We start from the raw sequence: 20,487 nt of genomic DNA on the forward strand, positions 1-20,487 counted from the left end.
TCTATTTTCTGACAAAAATAATCAGAAAAGACAAGTCGCGAAGCGGACAAACCTGTTTCCATCCAAGAAGATGACACCGTCACCGAGATCGGAGTTGCCTCTGACTTGGCAGGGAGCGTTCGGGCATAATGAACCGCACGCTCCGATCTCGGCCTCATCGCGTGGAACACCCAGAAACCCGGTATTTCGCGTTCCTCTTCCATGCGCATTCAGGATGAGGATGCCGAGCGGTGGCCTGAAGTCACCGAGAGATTGAGCGTTGAACGGGGCTTTTCGGTTTCGGTATACGAATGTATCCCTTTAACCACCTGATAAAAAACGAGAACTTCACTTTCGATGCGGAGTGGGCTAAGCTTCGCCAAACGAGGTTTCAGATGCCCCCGATCGAAGATCACCCCTTGCGCTATGCCCTGGCCAACGAGTTGCACGCTCGACCGTTTCCGCGTGTCTCCGAGCAGAGCACGGTCGCATTCGTCGCGATCAAGCAGGCCAAGGAGGCGGTGAGTCGCGACCGGTCCGAGGACCTCGCCCATCTGATCGCTCTGCTGGATCGGCACGGCGCGCCGCACCCTCAGCCGGGGGCGACGCACTATTCGGGCCGGATCGGTCGGCATGTGCTGAAATGGGAGCAACACACCGAGTTCGTGACCTACACCGCGTTCTCCGACGGTGTCAGTGACCGTGCTTTCGATCCCAACGATTTTTCGGTTTTCCCCGAGGCCTGGCTGGCCGAGGCGCCCGGTCAGCGCATGACCTCGGCGATGATGCGGATCGAACCTCGCTCCGATGACTCAGAGATCGAGGCGCGGCTGGGCGATTGGTTCGTGCCCGAAAGCCTGGCCGTGGCCGAGGTGCTGGACAAGGCCGCCGTGGCCGCCAGCGATTTCCGCATCGACCCGGCTGGGCATCTGCGGCTGGCGGTGTTCGTCGGGAGCGACACCGGCGAGCGGCGGATCGGGCGCATCGCGCAGCGTCTGTTCGAGATCGAGACCTACAAGACCATGTCCATGCTGGGCTTCTCTCGCGCGCGCAGTCTCAGCAGCCGGATCACGGCGCTGGACAATCAGTTGACCGAACTGATGGTCGAGATGACCAGCGGTGAAACCCAGCCCGACGTGACCCTGAGCAACCTGTTGTCGATCTCTGCAGAGCTCGAGACGATGGCGGCACGGGCGTCGTTCCGCTTCGGCGCCACCGGCGCCTATGAGGCGATCGTGAACCAGCGGATCTCGGTCCTGCGCGAGACCCGGTTCCTGGGCCGGCAGACTTTCGGCGAATTCATGATGCGGCGCTATGAGCCGGCCATGCGCACGGTCAAGTCGACCGAGACCCGGCTGCAGGCGCTGGCCGACCGCGCCATCCGTGCCGGCGACCTGTTGCGCACCCGGGTCGACGTCGACCGGAGCGCCCAGAACCAGGCGCTGCTCGAAAGCATGGACAAGCGCGCAGCATTGCAGCTGCGGATGCAGAACACCGTCGAAGGATTGTCCGTCGTCGCCATCAGCTATTACGCGGTTTCGCTGGCGGGCTACCTTCTCTACCCGGTGTCGGAAACCACGGGGATCGGCAAGGGGATGCTGACCGCGCTGGTCACCGTGCCCGTGGTGGCGCTGGTCTGGTGGCTTATCCGCAGGATACGCCGCAAGATCGGGTAAGCGCCACCCGCGCAAGACCGATGACAAAGCCCGGCCCGTTTGGCAGTCTGGAAAGTGCAGAGGACTTTGGGCGCGAGGGCATCGTGGCGGGACCGATACGGGACGACGAAGGCCAGTTCACCGAATGGCGGCAATTGGGGCGCAGCAGTCTCGGCGAAACATGGGCCGCCCGTGATGCGATGCGGGGCAGGGAAGTGGTGGTCAAGGTGCGCCCGCCGCTTGGTGCCAGCCGCGAGACCTGTCGGCGCGAAGCGGCCCTTGCGCGCAAGCTGAACACGCCTTTTCTGCAGAGATTTCTGGAGTACCGGCCGGCCGAGCTGGGACCCGATGCCCTGATCTACGAATACGTCCCCGGGGCCAGCCTCAAGACGCGGCTGGCCGACGGACCGCTGTCGCGCGATGCGGCGCTGACCATGGCGCGCGACGTGCTGACGGGGCTGGCGGCGGCGCACGCGAACGGCATCATCCACCGCGATGTCAGCCCCGAGAACATCATCCTGTCGGATCGTGGCGCGGTTCTGATAGACTTCGACGCCTTGGGCGATCTGGTGCAGGACAGCCACATCGGCCGGACCACCGTAGGGGGAGAGTTCGCGGGCAAACCGCTCTACATGTCGCCGGAACAGATCACCGGCGCGCCGCAGAGCGCGGCCTCGGATATCTGGGCTGTGGGCGCCGTGCTGTTCGAAAGCCTGACCGGGCGCAGCTTCCGGCAGGGCGAGTCGATCGCCGACCTCGTCGGGCAATATGCCAGCACGCCGGACGTGCGCGACGCGCCCGCCTCGTTGCAGGCGCTTCTGACGGACATGCTGGCGCCCGACCCCGGACGCAGACCCGACGCGATCGATGCCATAGACATGATCGAGGCGGCGCTGCGGATGTCGACGCCGCCGACGCGTCCGTCCGTTGTGTCGCCAAGCCCCGAACGCCCCATGTCCAGGCCGAGCCCGTCGGCACCGGAGATCGCGTGGGACCTTAGTCCTGCGTCCCCGGCGAAGGCCGGCGGCGGGCGGGCGATCATCGCGGTGGGCCTGGTCGCGCTTCCGCTCGTGGCGGTCATCGTTTTTGCGGCGATGTTCCGGGGTGGCGCACTGCTCAAGGCCTTCCGCGAGCAGGAGTTCCACACGCCCCATGTCCTGGGCATGGCGCTGGTCGCACTCGGTGTCGTTCTGGTGATCCTCAGTTTTTTCGTTGCGCGGTTTCTGCGCGCAAGGGCAGCGAGGGAGGACGTGGCTTTGCCCTTCCGAGCGCTCGATCTGATCAATGCACCGGATGCGCGTGACCGGTTGACAGAAACCATCTGCCTGCGAATCGACGCCTATCGCGACCTCGCGGGCAAGCCGTCCGAAGACCTGCTGACCGTGACCATGGTCGCATTGGCGAATGAATACGCGTCGGCGGAAACGGCGGATGAGCGGTTCAAGGCGCTGGCGATGTTGAACGATCTGCACACGCAGGTTGCGAGAACCCTGCGTCCGTGGTGGATGAACTACGAGACGTTGATTGCGCGCGTCCTCTCTCTGACGACGCTGGTTGCGGGTGTCGTCACCGCTGTCGAGGGCGTGCGCAGGTTGTTCTGAGTCTACTCCGCCGGGCTTAACGCCGCGCCGTGACCGGTGGACCGCCCCAGCAGGGCGTTTACGCCCAGAGCGCCAGCTGCAATCGACAGGATCGCGAGCAGCGCTGCGATGCTGAGCGTCGGGACACCCGACAAACCCGCGCCCACCGTGCATCCCCCGGCGAGAACGCCACCAACCCCCATCAGCGCGGCACCGGACAGATAGCGTCCGGTCTGGCGCGGGGAGTCGAAGCTCTGCCACCGGAAGGAGCCGAACAGCAGGGACGCCGCCAGCGCGCCGATCAGCACACCGCCGACGAGGCCGACGCCAAAACCCGCGGGGATCGAGGTCGAGGCGATGGTATAAAACAACGTATCGGCTGCCGGTGCGGTGAAAGACAGGCTTTCCATCGCGATCGGGTCGAACTCATCGAGCAAGATGAACCCGGTGCCAACCCAGCCCAGAGGCACCAGCAGTCCGAGCAGAGCGGCCAGCGAGAGGGAGCCGAAACCTGCGCCCGAACGAAGCGCGACACCCAGCGCCGTCGCGGCGATCAGCGCGGCCCAGACCAGCGCACCGCCGGGCAGTGCGGCCAGCGAGACCATGTCGCCCATCGGTACGGTGATGCCACCAAGTGCCGTGCGCAGGGGGGCGAGCACGCCTTTCAGCGTGGCATGGGCGATCACGGCGAAAACGATCAGCACGAGCAGCGCGCGCAAGTTGCCAGAACCGCCCAGCACCGTCAGGCGCGAGACGCAGCCGCGTGTCAGAACCATGCCCGCGCCGAACAGGAGACCGCCCAGGGCGATGGCCAGAAATGGCAAGTCCGAGGTCATGAAGCGGTGCGCGGCGAAATCGATCCAACCGAGTGTGACTGCCGCCTGTGTGCCGATCACGGCAACCGCGAGCGCGGTCAGCCACACGCCCATCGCGGCGCGGCGGTCTTCGCCGACCAGCGCACGACGAAAGCAGAACTGCGTACGCTCCGCCAGAAGTCCGAACAGGACTCCGATGCCGAGCGCGAGAAAAACGCTCACCTCTTTCGGCGTTGCCGTTTCAAAACCCAGGGACTCGAACATGATCCATCTCCCGTTGACAGGAACAAAGGACCAGATCGCGTAGCCTTGGAGGTGTTTCAAGGGGGGAGCCGTCAGAAGGAAAGCCAATTTCCGGAACGATGTTCCGGTTTTTGAAACAGGCGCCGACGCGTGTTCCGCGCCAATCACGTACACAGAACGCACGCCGCCGAAATGACGGCGCGCGCAAGTTTCGTTCTTAATTGACGGTCAGCGTCCGCGGATCCGGGGATCGAGCGCATCCCGCAGCCCGTCGCCCAGGTAGTTGACACTGAGCACGGTGAGCGAGATCGCGACACCGGGCCAGATCACCCGCTCTGGATATTGCTGCAGGAAGTCCGTGCCATCGAACAGCAGCCGTCCCCAGGTCGGGAAGTCTGGCGGAAAGCCCAGTCCGAGGAAGGACAGCGCGCTTTCGGTGATGATCGCGTTGGCGATGCCCAGGGTTGCCGACACCATGATCGGGCTCAGCACGTTTGGCAGGATGTGCCGCGTGATCATCTTGGTGTTGGTGGTGCCGATGCTGCGCGCGGCCAGAACGAATTCGCGTTCTTTCAGGGCGAGCACGTCGCCGCGCACGATCCGCGCGGTGGGCATCCAGCTGGTGATCCCGATGGCGCAGACGATCAGGATGAAGATGCCCTGTTCCGGCCCGAAGGCCGCGTTCAGAGGTTCGCGGAACAGCAGCATCATGACCAGCAGGAGCGGCAGCAGGGGCAGCGCGAGAAACAGGTCGGTCAGGCGCATCAGCGGTCCGTCAAGACGTTTGAAAAACCCAGCGATCACGCCGACGAACGAGCCGAGGAACAGCGCCAGCAACATCGCCGCCATGCCCACGGCCACGGAAATCTGCCCGCCCGCCATCATCCGGGCGAGGATGTCGCGGCCAAGCTGGTCGGTGCCGAACGGATGGCTGAGGCTCGGCCCCTGGTTGCGGGCGCGGATGTCGATGAAGGTCGGTTCCACGGTCCAGAACAGCGGGCCGATGAAGACGCCGAGCACGATGATCAGGAAGATGATCCCGCCCCAGAGTGCGCCCTTGTGCGACTTGAACTGGTCCCAGACGTCCAGCCACTGGCTGCGCGGCGGGCGGTCGGGCATCGGGCCACGGACGATGGCGGCCACCGGATCATGAGCCGCCAGCGAGGCCACTTCGTCCTTTGGATCGGTCGCTTTCTCGTGCAACGGGTCAGTCATAGCGGATCCTCGGGTCAAGAATGCCATACAGCACGTCGGCGATCAGGTTGAAGAGCACGATCAGCACCGCGAAGATGAACGCCAAGGTCTGCACCATGGGCAGGTCGTTGGCCTGAATCGCACCGATCAGCAGCTGCCCGATCCCGTTCACCTTGAACACCTGCTCGGTGATGATCGCCCCGCCAAAGATCGACGGAACGCCGAGCGCGATCACCGTGACCACCGGGATCATCGAGTTGCGCAGGACATGCAGCATGACCACCGTGTATTCCGTCAATCCCTTGGCGCGGGCCGTGCGCACGTAATCCTGGTTGAGGTTGTCCAGCATCGAGGCACGCATGAACCGGCTGATCTGCGCGGTGATCTGAAGCGCCAGCACCATCACCGGCATCACCATCTGCATCAACTGCTGTTTGAAGCTGGCCCAGTCATCGACGACCAGCGTCGTATCGTAGATCGACGGGAACCAGCCGAGATTGACCGAAAAGATCACGATGACCAGAACGCCGGAAAAGAACGGCGGCACCGAAAATCCGACCATCGACACGAAAGTGCCGGCCTGGTCGAACCAGGAATACTGCCGATAGGCCGAATAGATCCCGATGGGCAGGGCGATCAGGATGCCGACCACGTAGGCGGTGCCAACGACCCAGAGCGTCTGCGGGATGCGCTGCATCACGATGTCCATGACCGGGCTGCGGGTCTGCCAGCTGATGACGCGGGGATCGCCTTCGGAAAAGGATGTGCCGAAAACGTGGTCGACCAGCACCTGCGGCTCGATCCAGAAGAACTGTACGAGCCACTTCCAGAACCGGATATGCATCGGCTGGTCCAGACCCAGCGCGATGCGCATCTGTTCCTTGACTTCCGGGGGGACGGTCAGGGGCACCTGCGCCATCGGATCGCCCGGTGCGAGTTCGAGAAGCAGGAAGATCACCAGGCTGATGAACAACAGCGTCGGGATTGCCAGGACCAGACGTCGAATGGTGAATGTCAGCATTCAGGGCGCCTCTGCTAACACGTGTCTTGTTGTTATTGGCAAGAGCCACGCTCCGGGCGTGCCCGGAGCGTGGCGTCAGGCACCTGCGTGATCAGGAACCTTGCTTGCGATACCAATCGGCGACATTCCAGAGTTCGGAATCCCACACGTTCAGGACAACGCCGCCCAGCGTGTTGGAATGGGCGGAGTTGCGGCCGCGCCAGGTCAGCGGCATCATGACATATTCCTGCATCAGGATGTCGTTCATGGCCTTGGCGAGTTCGGCACGCTTTTCGATGTCGCCGGTGACGGCCATTTCCTCGATCAGCGCGTCATATTCCTCCGAGCAGAAGCGCATCATGTTGTTGCCCTGCCACTGGGTTTCCGGGCGCGGGAACTGATCGCAGGACCAGTTCGCCATGTAGGCTTCGGGGTCCGTGCCGTCGAAGTTGTTGGTGAACATCTCGACATCGGCGAAGAACTTCTGGAACGTGTCCGGCGAGCCGGGGTCCGATCCGAAGAAGACCGACGCATCGATGCTGCGCAGCTCGGTTTCCACGCCGATTTCGGACCACCACTGCTTGATGAGCGCCTGGTAATCCTGGCGCACCGCGTTGACCGAGGTCTGGAACAGGATCGAAAGCTCGACACCGTCCTTGTCGCGAATGCCGTTGCCGTTGCTGTCGACCCAGCCGGCCTCGTCCAGCAGCGCGTTGGCGCCGGCGATGTCCTGCACGAGGCAATCGTCATTCGCGGTCGAGGCATAGATCGCCGGAGCCGGCAACACGTTGCAGGTCAGGCGGCCGAAATCGCCATAGCCGATTTCCGTCAGGAGCGCGCGGTCGATGGCCATGGACAGCGCCTGGCGCACGGCCTTGTCGGTCATGAACGGGTGCGGGTGCTTTGCGGTGCCGCGCTCGTCGCCAAGGTCTGGACTGACATCGGTCAGGTTGACGTGCAGACGCTCGACCGAGGTGCCGAAGGACACGACGTTGGTGCCCTTGCCGGCCTCTTCCATGCGGGTCAGCACTTCGGGGGCCAATTGCAGGTTCCAAGCATAGTCGAATTCGCCGGTTTCCAGAACCGCGCGGCCCGCGGCATTGGCATCGCCGCCGCCCTTGAGCGTCATGGTCGCGAAGGCCGGTTTGGCCGGATCACGATAGTTTTCGTTCGCGGCCAGCGTCACCACGTCGTTGGGACGGAACTCGGTCACGGTGAAGGGGCCGGTCCCGACCGGGTTGAAATTGGCCTCGGTGCATTCGGGCATCCGCGGTCCCATGCAGTCGGCGAACTGCGCCTTCTGGATGATCGGAGCCTGCGCGCCCACGAAGGGTCCATAGGGGAAGGGCTTGGCGACGCTGAAATTGACCACCGCGGTCAGCTCGTCCGGCGTGTCGATGGACACGACGTCGAGAAACTTCTCGGACTGGGCACAGCCGCCACCTTCCGCGGTGCAGTATTCCCAGGTGAACTTGACGTCCTCGGACGTGACCGGTGTTCCGTCGGACCAGAGCAGGCCCTCCTTCAGCTTCCATGTGATGGATTTCAGGTCTTCCGACACGCCGCCATTGGCGACTGTCGGCACCTCGTCGACAAGCCAGGGCACCATGTTGCCGTCCTGATCGTAGCGGGCCAGGGGCTCGATCACCAGCGAGGCGGCCTCGAGGTCCTTGGTGCCGCCCGACAGGTAGGGCGTCATGATCGACGGCGCCTGCCAGTAGATCACCTTCACTTCGCCGTCCGATCCGCGCTCGGCCATGGCCATGGGGGCCAGCGCCGTGCTCGCGATCGCACCGAGCAGTAGAGCTTTGATTTTCATGTTCGTCTCCTTGTTGGACACCGTGTGCCGCTATTCGTTCCGCTTCACTTGCGGATACTGGTCTTGCCGTGCGGGGGAACGGTGCGGCGTCCGGATGCAGGCGCTATTGCCATGCAGACGCGATCCGCCCATCCCCCGACATCGGATACGCCCTCATCGAAACAGAGTTTGAGAAAATTGCAAGCGTTCCGTCCCTCAATGTGAGGCGGGGGTTTGACAGGTTCAAAGCCTCGGCCTAGCGTTCAGGCTCACGGGACTTTCAGGGGGCGCTCAAGTGCTGGATCAGCCGATTGCAAGGATCGAGGGGCTCAGGGTCTCGTTCCAGACCAAGGATGGCCCCGTCCTGGGGGTGGAGGATGTCTCCTTCGACGTCAATCCGGGCGAGACGGTCTGCATCGTGGGCGAATCCGGCTCGGGCAAATCGGTCACGTCGCTGTCGCTGATGCGCCTTGTCGAGTTCGGCGGGGGTAAAATCGATGCAGGGCGCCTGATTTTTGATCGAAAGAAGGGTGACGAGCTCGACGTTGCGACCGCCGATCAGGACCTGATGCGGCAGATCCGCGGCAACGAGATCGGGATGATCTTCCAGGAACCGATGACTGCGCTCAACCCGGTCTTCACCGTCGGTCGGCAATTGACCGAGGGTTTGCGGGTGCACAAGGGGCTGTCGCGCACCGAAGCCGAGGAGCGGGCGCTTGTCCTGCTGCGCGAGGTGCGCATCCCGGAACCGGAACGCCGTCTCAAGCAATATCCGCACGAGCTGTCGGGCGGCATGCGTCAGCGCGTCGTGATCGCGATGGCGATGGCGTGCGAGCCGCGCCTGCTGATCGCGGACGAGCCGACCACGGCGCTGGATGTGACGATCCAGGCCGAGATTCTCGCCCTGATGGACCGACTGAAGCGCGAAACCGGCACGGCGGTGATGTTCATCACCCATGACATGGCGGTGGTGGCGCAGATGGCCGACCGCGTCGTCGTCATGTTTCGCGGCAACAAGGTCGAGGAAGGAACGGTCGAGGAAATTTTCGAGAGCCCAAAGCACGACTATACCAAGGCGCTGCTGGCGGCCGTCCCAAAGCTGGGCGAGATGCGCGGCAAGAGCGCACCCGAGCCGATGAAGCTTCTGGGCGTCGAGAACCAGAAGATCGAACCGATCCTCGGCTCCGACGATGTGCTGTTGCGTGTCAGCAACCTGACCACGCGGTTTCCCGTCAAAGGGGGCTTCTTTCGTCGCACCATCGCCAACGTGCATGCGGTCGAGGATGTGTCCTTCACGATCAATCGCGGCCAGACCCTGAGCCTTGTCGGAGAGTCGGGCTGCGGGAAGTCCACTGCGGGCCGGTCGATCCTGCGCCTGGTCGAGCCGCAGTCGGGCGAGATCGATCTTGATGGCGTCGACATCATGAAACTGGACTCCGGGGGGTTGCGCGAGGCCCGGCTGGACATGCAGATGATCTTCCAGGACCCGTTCGCCTCTCTCAATCCGCAGATGCAACTGATGGACCAGGTGGCGGAACCGCTGCGCAACTACGGTGCGAATTCCGCGGACGACATCTCCAAGCGCGTTTCGATGCTGTTTGAGCGGGTGGAACTGCCCAAGAGCTTCATGCGCCGTTACCCGCATGAACTGTCGGGCGGGCAACGCCAGCGTGTCGCCATCGCGCGGGCGCTCGCGCTCAATCCCAAGCTGATCGTCGCGGACGAAGCGGTGTCGGCGCTGGATGTTTCCGTTCAGGCCCAGGTGTTGAACCTGATGATGGAATTGCAGGCGGATCTCGGCCTGTCGTTCCTGTTCATCAGTCACGACATGGCCGTGGTCGAACGTGTCAGCCACCAGGTGGGGGTCATGTATCTTGGCCGGATCGTCGAGATGGGTCCGCGGGCGCGGGTCTTCGAGAATCCGCAACACGCCTATACCCAGGCCTTGATGAAGGCGGTTCCGATCGCGGATCCGCGTCGCCGAAAGTCGGAAAAAGATCTGAATTTCAAGCCGATACCGTCACCAATTCATGGATTGGATTATCAGCCCGAACCGTCCGCCTACGAGGAGGTCGAACCCGGCCACTACGTGCTGACGACCGACAGCGGGTACTGATATGGCCGATGTTCTGAGCGCCCGTGCGATCCTCGACCGGCTGGTCGAATTCCCGACCGTCAGCCGCGATACCAACCTGCCGCTGGTCGACTGGGTCGAAGACTATCTCGCCAGCCACGGCATCAAAGCGCATCGCTACGTTGACCCGGACCAACCCAAGGCGGCGCTCTTTGCCCATGTCGGCCCCTTGGTGGAGGGCGCGGTGGTCCTGTCGGGCCATACGGACGTCGTGCCGGTGGATGGCCAGCCGTGGGATACCGATCCGTTCAGTGTCGTCGAACGGGACGGCAAGCTGTTCGGGCGCGGCACCTGCGACATGAAGGGGTTCGATGCTATCGCGATCTGGGGGCTGGTCGAGGCGCACCGGCGCGGCGTCGCGCGTCCCCTGCAGCTGGCGCTGAGTTTCGACGAGGAGATCGGCTGCACCGGCGCACCGCCGATGATCGAGGCGATGCAAAAGGTGCTGCCCAAGGGGTCCGCAGTGATCGTCGGCGAACCATCGACGATGCAGGCGGTCACCGGACACAAGGGCGGGCAGGGGTTCAACACCCATGTCATCGGTTTCGAGGTCCACTCTTCGCTCATGCATACCGGTGTCAACGCGATCATGTCCGCGGCCCGCCTGATCGAATGGGCCAACGCGACCAACGCCGCGAACCAGGCCGCCGAGCCGACCGCGCTTGCCGCGATGTTCGATCCGCCCTGGACTACCGTGCATGTCGGAATGATCGAGGGCGGGACGGCACACAACATCACCGCCAAGGATTGCCGCTTCTCGATGGATTTCCGGGCTGTGGCGGGCGAGAGTCTTTCGGACTGGCGGGCACGTTATCTCGCCGAAGTTCGCGCCGTCGAGGCGGACATGCAGGCCGTTCATCCCGAGGCGCGTATCGAGATCAGCGAACGGTTTTCGGTTCCCGCCCTCGAACCCGAACAGGACGGCGAGGCCGAGACACTCGTGCGCGCGCTGACCGGCGACAATGCGAGGCACGTGGTGAGCTATGGAACCGAGGCGGGTCAATTCCAGGATGCGGGCTATTCCGCGGTGGTCTGTGGGCCCGGAGACATCGCGCAGGCGCATCAGCCGAACGAATTCATGACCGTCGCCCAGTTCGAAGCCGGCCAGGCCTTCATGGATCGGCTCGTCTCGCGCTTGCAGGACCGCTGACGGATGCCGGTGAAGAACCGCCTGGCCGACCTGCACGACGAGATCGCCGGCTGGCGACACCACCTGCACCGCCATCCCGAACTGCTCTACGAGGTGCATGGCACCGCCGCCTTCGTGACCGAGCGGCTGCGCGAGATCGGCGTCGACGAGATCACCACCGGCGTCGGCCGGACCGGCGTCGTTGCGGTCGTGCGCGGGCGGTCCGATCGGTCAGGGCGGGTCATCGGGTTGCGCGCCGACATGGACGCGCTGCCGATCCACGAGGCGACCGGGCTGGCGCATGCCAGCACCAACGCGGGGGTCATGCATGCCTGCGGCCATGACGGGCACACGGCGATGCTTCTGGGCGCGGCCAAGTACCTTGCCGAGACGCGCAATTTCGACGGCACCGCGGTGCTGATCTTCCAGCCTGCCGAAGAGGGCGGCGCGGGCGGCAAGGCGATGTGCGACGACGGGCTGATGGAGCGCTGGGGCATCGACGAGGTCTATGGCCTGCACAATGCGCCTGGCCTGCCGGCGGGCAGCTTTCATATCCGGCCAGGGCCGATGATGGCCGCGACGGACGAGTTCGAGATTGTGCTGGAGGGCCGGGGCGGCCATGCCGCGCGCCCGCATCAGACCGTCGACACCGCCGTGATGGCCTGCCACCTCGGCGTCGCTCTGCAGACCGTCACGTCGCGCAACGCCGATCCGGTCGAGCAACTTGTGCTGTCGGTCACGTCGATCGAAAGCTCTACCACCGCCTTCAACGTCATCCCGCAGCGCGTCACCTTGCGCGGCACCGTGCGGTCGATGGTGGAACCGCAGCGCGCGATGGCGCGCCGCCGGCTGCGCGAGATCACCGAGGGGATCGCCGCGAGTCTTGGCGGCACCGCGGCGATCGACTTCCCCGAAGGTTACCCGGTGCTGATCAACGCGCCGGAACCGACCGCCCATGCCGCCGCCGTCGCCCGCGACGTCGCGGGCGATTGCGCGCTCTCGCCGATGGTGATGGGAGGCGAGGATTTCTCCTACATGCTGCAGGAACGCCCCGGTGCCTACATGCGGATCGGCAATGGCGACACTGCCGCGCTGCACAACCCCGCCTATGATTTCGACGACGAGATCATTCCGGCCGGCTGCAGCTGGCTGGTCGGCATGATCGAGGCGCGGATGCCCGCCGGCTGACGGCGCACCCTTGCATCGCGACGCCAGAGGCGTAGATCTGGATCAGAGCCAACAAGGAGTGACAGACATGCCCGTCAAGAACCGTTTCGCCGAATTGCAGACCGAGATCACCGAATGGCGTCGGGACATCCACGCCCATCCCGAGATCCTGTTCGAAACACACCGCACCAGCGCGCTGGTGGCAGAGAAGCTCAAGACCTTCGGTTGCGACGAGGTCGTCACCGGGATCGGGCGCACCGGGGTGGTGGGCGTCATCAAGGGCAAGTCCGACAGCAAGGGCCGCGTGATCGGGCTGCGCGCCGACATGGACGCGCTGCCGATCCACGAGGCGACGGGGCTGGACTATGCCAGCAAGACCGATGGGGCGATGCATGCCTGCGGCCATGACGGGCACACGGCGATGCTGCTGGGGGCGGCCAAATACTTGGCCGAGACACGGAATTTTGACGGCACGGTTGTGGTGATCTTCCAGCCGGCCGAGGAAGGCGGCGGTGGCGGCAAGGAGATGTGCGACGATGGCATGATGGACCGGTTCGGCATCCAGGAGGTCTATGGCATGCACAACTGGCCGGGCAAGCCCGTGGGCAGTTTCGCGATCCGTCCCGGCGCGTTCTTCGCGGCGACGGATACGTTCGACATCACGCTCGAAGGGCTGGGCGGACACGCGGCCAAGCCGCAGGAGACGATCGACACGACGGTGATGGCCGCCCAGACAGTGCTTGCGTTGCAGACGATCGCCAGCCGCAACGCCGATCCCGTCGACCAGGTCGTGGTGTCGGTCACCTCGTTCGAGACCTCGTCCAAGGCGTTCAACGTCATTCCGCAAAAGGTCCAGCTGAAGGGGACCGTGCGCACCATGAGCCCCGAGATGCGCGACCTTGCGGAAAAGCGCATCAAGGAGATCTGCAACGGCATCTCGGCAACCTTCGGGGGCAGCGCCGATATCCACTATCACCGGGGTTATCCGGTGATGGTCAACCACGAGGAACAAACGGAATTCGCCGCCGACGTGGCGCGCGCGGTGTCCGGCGATTGCGAGGATGCGCCGCTGGTCATGGGGGGCGAAGACTTCGCGTTCATGCTCGAGGAACGGCCCGGCGCCTATATCCTCGTGGGCAATGGCGATACGGCGATGGTGCATCACCCGGAATACAACTTCAACGACGAGGCGATCCCCGCCGGGTGCAGCTGGTGGGCCGAGATCGTCGAACGGCGGATGCCTGCCGCCTGATGCGATGCGGGCGCTTCGGGGCCCGTCTTCTCACTGTCGTAAATCGTTGGTCCAACAGAAGATTACGGCCGCGTCCGGCCTCGGGCCAGAGGGCGTCTTGAAAATGGTCCAGTGGACCTTTTGAGCCCGGAGGGGTTCGCAGAACCGATGGGGCATGCAATGCGCCCTTCGCGCGGGGGAGGGTGATTGGACTTCCCGGAAATCATCCGGGGGATGATTTCGCCTAATCACGGGCGGAGCCCCGGACGTAGCGGCCACATTGCGCAACAAGAGGGCGGCGCCCGACCTCGGGCCGGAGGCCGTCTTGCATTTGATCCAGTGGATCAAATGAGGCCGGAGGGGTGCGCAAGCACAGAGGGGGCATGAAATGCGCCCTCCCCGTGGGGGAGGGTGAAGCCCGTCTTGGAAACTGTCCGGGGGACAGTTTCAGGGCTGAACGGGCGGAGCCCCGGACGGGCGCAGACATGGGGTGTGACGATAGGGTTGTGCCCGACCTCGGGCCGGAGGCTGTCTCGCAAAAGGTCCGGTGGACCTTTTGAAGCCGGAGGGATGCGACAGCATCGAGGGGGCACGATAGTGCGCCCTCCCCGTGGGGGAGGTCGGGCGCGGCCCGGGACGGGGTCCCGGGCGGTTGGTTGTGGCGGGCCGATTTTAGTGGCGATTTAGAGTGGCGCTCGTTATAAGGGCGGTGCGTTAGTCAACCGATGCCTGATGCGCAGCATCAGGCACGCGCCCGACCCGCCCCTCAGGGCGGGCGCGTTCCGCACCCACCCTCGGGCCGGGCGCGAGGGTTAGCAGTTCAGAATGCTCGCGAGCGCGGTTGATGGGAACGCGCCTCTAATTCGGAACGAATATCAACGGCTTCACGAAGTAGCATGTCGATTTCTTCGATAGCGACCTTGATTGTGCGTTCTGAGATTGCCTCATTGAATTCAAACCACTGCCTGTTTTCTTTGTTGCCACGCGGGAAATAGTGAGCAACTCTAATAGACTGGGTTTCGTCGTCGAAATAGAATGCACCATGTGCAACAAGATTTCTGTTTTCGATACCATTTGTGATCTTCTCGGCAAGAGCACACATGCGTAGGCCAAGTGGTGCATGGCAATTAGTTGAGCATTGTCGCAATTGCCGAACAAGCTTTGGTGTGATTTTTTTGATTTCCAGAGTCTTCAAGAATTGCTCGCTGGAGGTTTGGTCTACTCCGTCAGCGAGCATGACAATTTGCCAGATTGTCAGTTCAAGATGTGCAGCAGATTGCAAATATATTCCGGCGTTAACCAGTACACGTGCTGGCAACATCTTTTCAATCAGGGTTTGACTCAAGGCTCGATCCAAAAACGAAATTCAAACATCCAACTCCTCCACGAACCTCGCATTCTCCTGAATATACTGGAACCGCATCTCGGGCTTCTTGCCCATCAGGCGTTCGACGAGGTCTCCGGTTTCTCCGGGTTCGTCCTCGTCGATGGTCACGCGGATCAGCTTGCGCGATTTCGGATCCATGGTGGTTTCCTTCAGATCCTTGGCGTCCATTTCGCCGAGGCCCTTGAAGCGGGAGACGTCGATCTTGCCCTTGCCGCCCAGACCCTTTTCCAGCAGCGCGTTCTTTTCGGCCTCGTCGGTGCAATAGACGCGTTTAGCGCCCTGCGTCAGACGAAAGAGCGGTGGGCAGGCGAGATACAGGTGGCCCGCATCGATCATCGGGCGCATTTGGGTGAAGAAGAAGGTCATCAGGAGCGACGCGATATGGGCGCCGTCGACATCGGCGTCGGTCATGATGATGACTTTTTCATAGCGCAGGTCATCGACGTTGAACTTGCTGCCAAGGCCGACGCCGAGCGCCTGGGTCAGGTCGGAAATCTCGGCGTTCGACCCGAGCTTGGAACTGGCCGCGCCAAGCACATTGAGGATCTTGCCGCGCAGGGGCAGCAGTGCCTGGGTCTTGCGGTCGCGCGCCATCTTGGCGGAGCCGCCCGCGCTGTCGCCTTCGACGATGAACAGCTCGGTGCCTTCGCGCGTGTTTGACGAACAATCCGTCAGCTTGCCCGGCAGGCGCAGTTTCTTGGTCGCGGATTTGCGTTGGGTTTCCTTTTCCTGCCGGCGGCGCAGGCGTTCTTCGGCCCTGAGCACGAGGAAGTCGAGGATCGCGCCGGCGGACTTTGTGTCGGCCGCCAGCCAGTTGTCGAAATGGTCGCGCACGGAGTTTTCGACCAGCCGCTGGGCTTCCATCGTGGCGAGCCGGTCCTTGGTCTGGCCGACGAATTCCGGTTCGCGGATGAAGCAGGAGACCAGCGCGCAGCCGCCGGTGGTGAGATCCTCGCGGGTGATGGTGGCGGCCTTCTTGTTGCCGACCAGTTCGCCATAGGCCTTGATGCCCTTGACGATGGCGGCCCAGAACCCGGCCTCGTGGGTTCCGCCCTCGGGCGTGGGAACGGTGTTGCAATAGGACTGGATGAAGCCGTCGCGGGACGGGGTCCAGTTGATCGCCCATTCGACCTTGCCCGGGTGGCCGAATTTTTCCTTGAAATCGACGGTGCCGGCAAAGGGTTTGTCGGCATAGGTCGAGGCCGCGCCAAGCGTTTCGGTCAGATAGTCCGAGAGGCCGCCGGGGAAGTGGAACGTGGCCTCTGTCGGGGTTTCGCCATCGTCGATGGCGGATTTCCAGCGGATTTCGACGCCGGAGAAGAGGTAAGCCTTGGAGCGGATGGACTTGAAAAGCCGCGCCGGTTTGAACCGGTGTTGACCGAAGATCTCGGCGTCGGCATGGAAGGTGACGGTGGTGCCGCGCCGGTTGGGGGCGGCGCCGACCTTTTCTACGGGGCCCAACGGGATGCCGCGGGAAAATCGCTGTTCGTACAGCTCCTTGTTACGGGCGACCTGCACGACCATCGTGTCGCTGAGCGCGTTGACGACAGAGGCGCCGACGCCGTGCAGACCGCCCGAGGTCTCATACGCCTTGCCCGAGAACTTGCCGCCGGCGTGCAGCGTGCAGAGGATGACCTCGAGCGCTGACTTGTCGGGGAATTTCGGGTGTGGGTCGATCGGAATGCCGCGGCCATTGTCGCGGATGGTCACGGCGTAATCGTCATGCAGTTCGACCTCGATCCGGTTGGCGTGACCGGCGACCGCCTCGTCCATCGAATTGTCGAGCACCTCGGCGACGAGGTGGTGCAGGGCGCGTTCGTCGGTCCCGCCGATATACATGCCGGGGCGCTTGCGCACGGGTTCCAGCCCCTCGAGCACTTCGATCGAGGAGGCGTCATAGTCGGACGGGGCCGATTGGGTCAGAAGATCGCTCATACCGCTGCTCTGTTGTTGTTTTGCGACAGTATGGCAGGGGGGGCGGGAATGGGAAAGTGTTTCCCTGTCCGGTGGAGGCGGCGGTTGGGGGATGGTCGCGGCACTCTCGCGTAGGGCGAGCATAGGGCACTGTTTTCAATCCCTTTTTCGGCCGGATGTAATTGCGGGTCGGGTGCGGAACTGTTAACACGTGCAATGAACAACGCGTTAAATGGTGACAGGAGACCATCGTGAAGACACTTTCCCTTTCGATTGCGGCGCTGATGATGCCGCTAGCTGCCGCGGCGGCGACTCTGAACCTGGATTCGGAGAAGCCGGGCGGCAACGCCGGCTTGCTCTACAAGGATGCGGGCGGCTTCTATCTGGATGCGAACGACACGGTGCGGACCGACAATTCGATCGTCTACCTGTCGTTGGCTGCGGGCACCTACAACATCACGCCGACCAAGGATCTGTACGAATCCTGGTCGCGCTGGAGTGCCAACAAGAACTGTGACAACTCTGGCGAGAATTGCACCCAGGGGTTCGAGCAGTCGTTCGCGTTCTTCATGGTGGACACGGCGACAGCGGGGGCTGATGGGCGCGTCGGAGATGTGCGCAGCGCGCCGACCGACAACAGCCTCACCAACCTTGTGAACTATTCCGTGCCGTTCACGGAATCTTTCTTTGCGACGCCGGGGCAGGGGTATGACGCTGTCGCAGGCACGGTGATGGCATCGTTCACCTTGGACACCGCACAGGATGTCGGGTTCTACATTCATGACAACTGGGTCGCCGACAATCGGGGCGGTGTAAGCATCAACGTCGCTGCGGTCCCGCTGCCGGCCGGTTTGCCGCTGCTTCTGGCAGGTTTGGGTGGGCTCGCGCTTGTGCGGCGCAAGTCGGCCTGATCATCCCGTTGCACAAGCACTGAATTTGCCCCGGTCGTGACGGCCGGGGCATTTTTCGTTGTCCGGTATCCGGGGCGTCGCGGTGGGCGTCAGTATTGCGCGTAGAATATCGACAGGTTGTCGCCCATCACAAGATCGTCCAGATGAGTGTCGCGCAGGATGATGGTGATCGAAGACAACTCGTCCTCGGGCGCCGGGACCCAAGGCTGATCGTCGGTATGGCGGATCACCACGTTGTCGCCGCGCTGGGTGATCGACAGATCAAAGCCGAGCAGCGAGAGTTCGATCTCGTCCTCTTCGGGGTTGAAGTCTCGGATCACGTTGCGCCCGTCCTCGAACAGGTCGAAGACGAAGGTGTCGGCGCCGGGCCCGCCCTTGATCCTGTCGTTGCCGTCGCCGCTGCGGATGGTGTCATCGCCGCGATTGCCGTTGAGCCGGTCATCGCCGTTGCCGCCGTCGATCACGTCATCGCCCTTGCGGCCCCGGATCAGGTCGTCTCCGCCCAGCCCGCGCAGGATGTTGGCCGCGTCGTCTCCGAGCAGCGTATCGTCCAGCGCGCTGCCGGTCACGTTCTCGATCGCCCTGACGCGGTCGATCTGCACGATGACCGCGCCGGGTTGGGAAGCGGCCGACGCGAAGAAGAGCGGCGGCGGAAAGCCGTAAGTCATCACGGTTCCGTCGCGCAGATCCGCGGTGATGCCCGTGGCTCCGCCGGTGGGCGAGGGGACCGAGTCATCCAGAACGCTTGCGGCATAGCTCAGCGTGTCGATCCCGGTGCCGCCCCGATAGATGTCGGTGCCACTGCGGTCGAGGAACAGGTCGTCGCCGTGTCCGCCCTTGGCGAAATTGTCGTAGTAGCTGTCCTGGTAAGTCAGGCCGCCCTCGCTCAATGCCTTGCGCAACGGATTGATCTGCCCCGAGGCGGCCTGCTGCAAGAGCGCCCCGAAGTCGGTTGCCGACAACGAAAGCCCTTCGACGGTTCCGATGCGCGGGTCGAATGCGAAGGATGCGTCGGCATCAAAGGGTGCGAAAGGGGCCAGGCGGGCCTCGATCCCGGTGATCGTGCCGGAGATGATCTGGCCCCGATCGACCACGAGCGTATCGCCCGAGACCAGAACCAGATGGCTGCCGGCGTCATAGAGCACATCGTCGCCCTGAGCCTCACCCGGGCCGGATTTTGACAGGATTTCGGCGATCAGGTGTTGTGTGGGGCGTGTAGTCGCGCTGTGATCTGTCAGGCGGATCATCGGAACTCTCCAAAAAAATTGATCGACCTGGCGCCACGTACGGGGTCGACCCTCATCGCTAGAATGGAGGAAGGATACACCTTGAGACGGATTTTAACAAAGTCTTACCGAATTGATGGTTACCAGGCCGGCGACACGACACCCAGCAGCGGTTATCGATCCAGCCAATCGAGGATGGCACGCGCCACCTGGTCGGGCGCCTGGTGGATCAACCAGTGGTTCAGGCCCGGCAGCTCGACGCGGGTGAGATCGGCGGCAAATTCTTCGAGACCCTCCGTGGATTCCGGCAGAAGGGCGCTGTCTTCCAGTCCCCAGATCAGCAGATGGGGACAGTGCACCTGCAACCGCTCCTTCGGCAGATCGGGCAGGTCGCCGAGCGGCACGCCCGGCTCGGCGAGGCGCAGGGGCGAGGCGCGGTACCAGTGGATCATGGTTTCGAGCCTTCCGGGTCGGGCCCATTCTGTCAGATATTCCTGCGTCTTCTCCTCAGTCAGCCAGCCAGTGTCCATCTTGGCCATGAACAGCTGTTTCATTCGGGCGAACCCGTCCTCGGCCAGAACCTCGTGGCTGTCCGGTCGGCGCAGGAAGGTTATGTAACTGCTGGCCTCCGATTGGGCACCGCCCGAAGCCATCGCGCGCTGAAAAGGCACCGGATGGACGCCATTGGCGATGATCAGCCGGTCCACAAGTTCGGGTTTGAACATCGCCAGCCCATAGGCCACCGCCGCGCCCCAGTCGTGGCCCATCACCGTGACCGGCCCGCCCAGACACCCGATCAAGGCTGCCATGTCCGAGACCAGTGCGGAGGCCGCATAATTCTCGACCCCCGCAGGTGCCCAACTGCGCCCATAGCCGCGCTGATCGGGGGCGATGCAATGGAAGCGTTCGCCTAAATAGGGTGCGAGATCGGCCCATGCACCGCCATGTTCCGGAAATCCGTGCAGCATCAGGAGCTTGGGCAACGCGGGGTCGCCCCAGCGTCGCAGAAAAAACGGATGCCCGTTCAGATCGACCGTTTCCGTGGTCATCCCGGCCGATGGCATGGCGTGCCCCTTCTTCATTGTCTGGCTTGCGCTCGCCTCACGCAGAGGCGAGCGCGCGAG

At 63.4% G+C, this 20,487-nt stretch carries 15 protein-coding genes; 7 read left to right on the forward strand and 8 right to left on the reverse strand.

Going from position 1 to position 20,487, the window contains the following annotated elements; genetic code table 11:
* Nucleotides 1-374 precede the first annotated feature (374 nt).
* Both JF290_RS00705 and JF290_RS00710 read left to right on the forward strand, forming a co-directional pair.
* The gene (locus JF290_RS00705) at nt 375-1,655 is read left to right on the forward strand and encodes a DUF3422 family protein (protein ID WP_199022792.1); all 1,281 of its coding nucleotides are present in this window, start codon (nt 375-377) and stop codon (nt 1,653-1,655) included.
* 83 nt (nt 1,656-1,738) lie between these two features.
* Nucleotides 1,739-3,235, forward strand: coding sequence for a serine/threonine-protein kinase (locus JF290_RS00710; protein WP_199022793.1), 1,497 nt, complete (start codon nt 1,739-1,741; stop codon nt 3,233-3,235).
* Between the two features lie 2 nt (nt 3,236-3,237).
* Here the strand turns inward: JF290_RS00710 and JF290_RS00715 are convergent, their stop codons facing one another.
* From JF290_RS00715 to JF290_RS00730, 4 genes are all read right to left on the reverse strand, one after another.
* Nucleotides 3,238-4,293, reverse strand: coding sequence for a YeeE/YedE family protein (locus tag JF290_RS00715; protein ID WP_199022794.1), 1,056 nt, complete (start codon nt 4,291-4,293; stop codon nt 3,238-3,240).
* Between the two features lie 207 nt (nt 4,294-4,500).
* Nucleotides 4,501-5,391 carry an ABC transporter permease gene (locus JF290_RS00720; RefSeq protein ID WP_233155089.1) on the reverse strand — a complete coding sequence of 297 codons (891 nt, stop codon included), beginning with the start codon at nt 5,389-5,391 and terminating at the stop codon, nt 4,501-4,503.
* A gap of 88 nt (nt 5,392-5,479) precedes the next feature.
* On the reverse strand, nt 5,480-6,487 hold the full coding sequence (locus JF290_RS00725) for an ABC transporter permease (protein WP_199022796.1): 1,008 nt from the start codon (nt 6,485-6,487) through the stop codon (nt 5,480-5,482).
* 91 nt (nt 6,488-6,578) lie between these two features.
* Nucleotides 6,579-8,285: a peptide ABC transporter substrate-binding protein gene (locus JF290_RS00730; protein WP_199022797.1), complete on the reverse strand. Its 1,707-nt coding sequence runs from the start codon at nt 8,283-8,285 to the stop codon at nt 6,579-6,581.
* A 274-nt stretch (nt 8,286-8,559) separates the two neighbouring features.
* Here JF290_RS00730 and JF290_RS00735 point away from each other — a divergent pair, with 274 nt between their 5' ends.
* The 4 genes from JF290_RS00735 to JF290_RS00750 all read left to right on the forward strand — a co-directional run bounded on the left by JF290_RS00735 (nt 8,560) and on the right by JF290_RS00750 (nt 13,946).
* Complete coding sequence (locus tag JF290_RS00735) at nt 8,560-10,380, forward strand: ABC transporter ATP-binding protein (protein WP_199022798.1); 1,821 nt, start codon at nt 8,560-8,562, stop codon at nt 10,378-10,380.
* A gap of 1 nt (nt 10,381) precedes the next feature.
* The gene (gene argE / locus JF290_RS00740) at nt 10,382-11,548 is read left to right on the forward strand and encodes an acetylornithine deacetylase (protein WP_199022799.1); all 1,167 of its coding nucleotides are present in this window, start codon (nt 10,382-10,384) and stop codon (nt 11,546-11,548) included.
* Nucleotides 11,549-11,551: 3 nt separating this feature from the next.
* Nucleotides 11,552-12,715, forward strand: a complete 1,164-nt coding sequence (locus JF290_RS00745) for a M20 aminoacylase family protein (RefSeq protein ID WP_199022800.1) — start codon at nt 11,552-11,554, stop codon at nt 12,713-12,715.
* A 67-nt stretch (nt 12,716-12,782) separates the two neighbouring features.
* Entirely contained in the window at nt 12,783-13,946 is a 1,164-nt protein-coding gene (locus tag JF290_RS00750) for a M20 aminoacylase family protein (protein WP_199022801.1), read from the forward strand.
* A 799-nt stretch (nt 13,947-14,745) separates the two neighbouring features.
* Here the strand turns inward: JF290_RS00750 and JF290_RS00755 are convergent.
* Together JF290_RS00755 and parE are read right to left on the reverse strand one after the other, a co-directional pair.
* Nucleotides 14,746-15,270 (reverse strand): hypothetical protein, encoded by a 525-nt coding sequence (locus JF290_RS00755; protein WP_199022802.1) that lies wholly within the window; start codon nt 15,268-15,270, stop codon nt 14,746-14,748.
* 21 nt (nt 15,271-15,291) lie between these two features.
* Nucleotides 15,292-17,247 carry a DNA topoisomerase IV subunit B gene (gene parE, locus JF290_RS00760; protein WP_199022803.1) on the reverse strand — a complete coding sequence of 652 codons (1,956 nt, stop codon included), beginning with the start codon at nt 17,245-17,247 and terminating at the stop codon, nt 15,292-15,294.
* 230 nt (nt 17,248-17,477) lie between these two features.
* Here parE and JF290_RS00765 point away from each other — a divergent pair, with 230 nt between their 5' ends.
* Nucleotides 17,478-18,137 carry a VPLPA-CTERM sorting domain-containing protein gene (locus tag JF290_RS00765; RefSeq protein ID WP_227364048.1) on the forward strand — a complete coding sequence of 220 codons (660 nt, stop codon included), beginning with the start codon at nt 17,478-17,480 and terminating at the stop codon, nt 18,135-18,137.
* Nucleotides 18,138-18,226: 89 nt separating this feature from the next.
* Here JF290_RS00765 and JF290_RS00770 read toward each other — a convergent pair whose 3' ends face one another.
* Both JF290_RS00770 and JF290_RS00775 read right to left on the reverse strand, forming a co-directional pair.
* A complete protein-coding gene (locus tag JF290_RS00770; RefSeq protein WP_199022804.1) occupies nt 18,227-19,384 on the reverse strand; it encodes a calcium-binding protein in 1,158 nt (385 codons plus the stop codon).
* A gap of 152 nt (nt 19,385-19,536) precedes the next feature.
* Nucleotides 19,537-20,427, reverse strand: coding sequence for an alpha/beta fold hydrolase (locus JF290_RS00775; RefSeq protein WP_233155077.1), 891 nt, complete (start codon nt 20,425-20,427; stop codon nt 19,537-19,539).
* Between the last annotated feature and the right edge of the window lie 60 nt (nt 20,428-20,487).

This window comes from Sedimentitalea arenosa (assembly GCF_016428585.1).
GTDB lineage: Bacteria > Pseudomonadota > Alphaproteobacteria > Rhodobacterales > Rhodobacteraceae > Sedimentitalea > Sedimentitalea arenosa.

What these genes read in the sequence shown, in the direction of transcription:
- JF290_RS00745 (WP_199022800.1), top strand. Translation starts at nt 11,552, where the DNA reads ATGCCGGTGAAGAACCGCCTGGCCGACCTGCACGACGAGATCGCCGGC.
- argE (WP_199022799.1), top strand. Translation starts at nt 10,382, where the DNA reads ATGGCCGATGTTCTGAGCGCCCGTGCGATCCTCGACCGGCTGGTCGAA.
- parE (WP_199022803.1), bottom strand. Translation starts at nt 17,247, where the DNA reads ATGAGCGATCTTCTGACCCAATCGGCCCCGTCCGACTATGACGCCTCC.
- JF290_RS00705 (WP_199022792.1), top strand. Translation starts at nt 375, where the DNA reads ATGCCCCCGATCGAAGATCACCCCTTGCGCTATGCCCTGGCCAACGAG.
- JF290_RS00720 (WP_233155089.1), bottom strand. Translation starts at nt 5,391, where the DNA reads ATGCCCGACCGCCCGCCGCGCAGCCAGTGGCTGGACGTCTGGGACCAG.
- JF290_RS00715 (WP_199022794.1), bottom strand. Translation starts at nt 4,293, where the DNA reads ATGTTCGAGTCCCTGGGTTTTGAAACGGCAACGCCGAAAGAGGTGAGC.
- JF290_RS00725 (WP_199022796.1), bottom strand. Translation starts at nt 6,487, where the DNA reads ATGCTGACATTCACCATTCGACGTCTGGTCCTGGCAATCCCGACGCTG.
- JF290_RS00730 (WP_199022797.1), bottom strand. Translation starts at nt 8,285, where the DNA reads ATGAAAATCAAAGCTCTACTGCTCGGTGCGATCGCGAGCACGGCGCTG.
- JF290_RS00750 (WP_199022801.1), top strand. Translation starts at nt 12,783, where the DNA reads ATGCCCGTCAAGAACCGTTTCGCCGAATTGCAGACCGAGATCACCGAA.
- JF290_RS00775 (WP_233155077.1), bottom strand. Translation starts at nt 20,427, where the DNA reads ATGCCATCGGCCGGGATGACCACGGAAACGGTCGATCTGAACGGGCAT.
- JF290_RS00770 (WP_199022804.1), bottom strand. Translation starts at nt 19,384, where the DNA reads ATGATCCGCCTGACAGATCACAGCGCGACTACACGCCCCACACAACAC.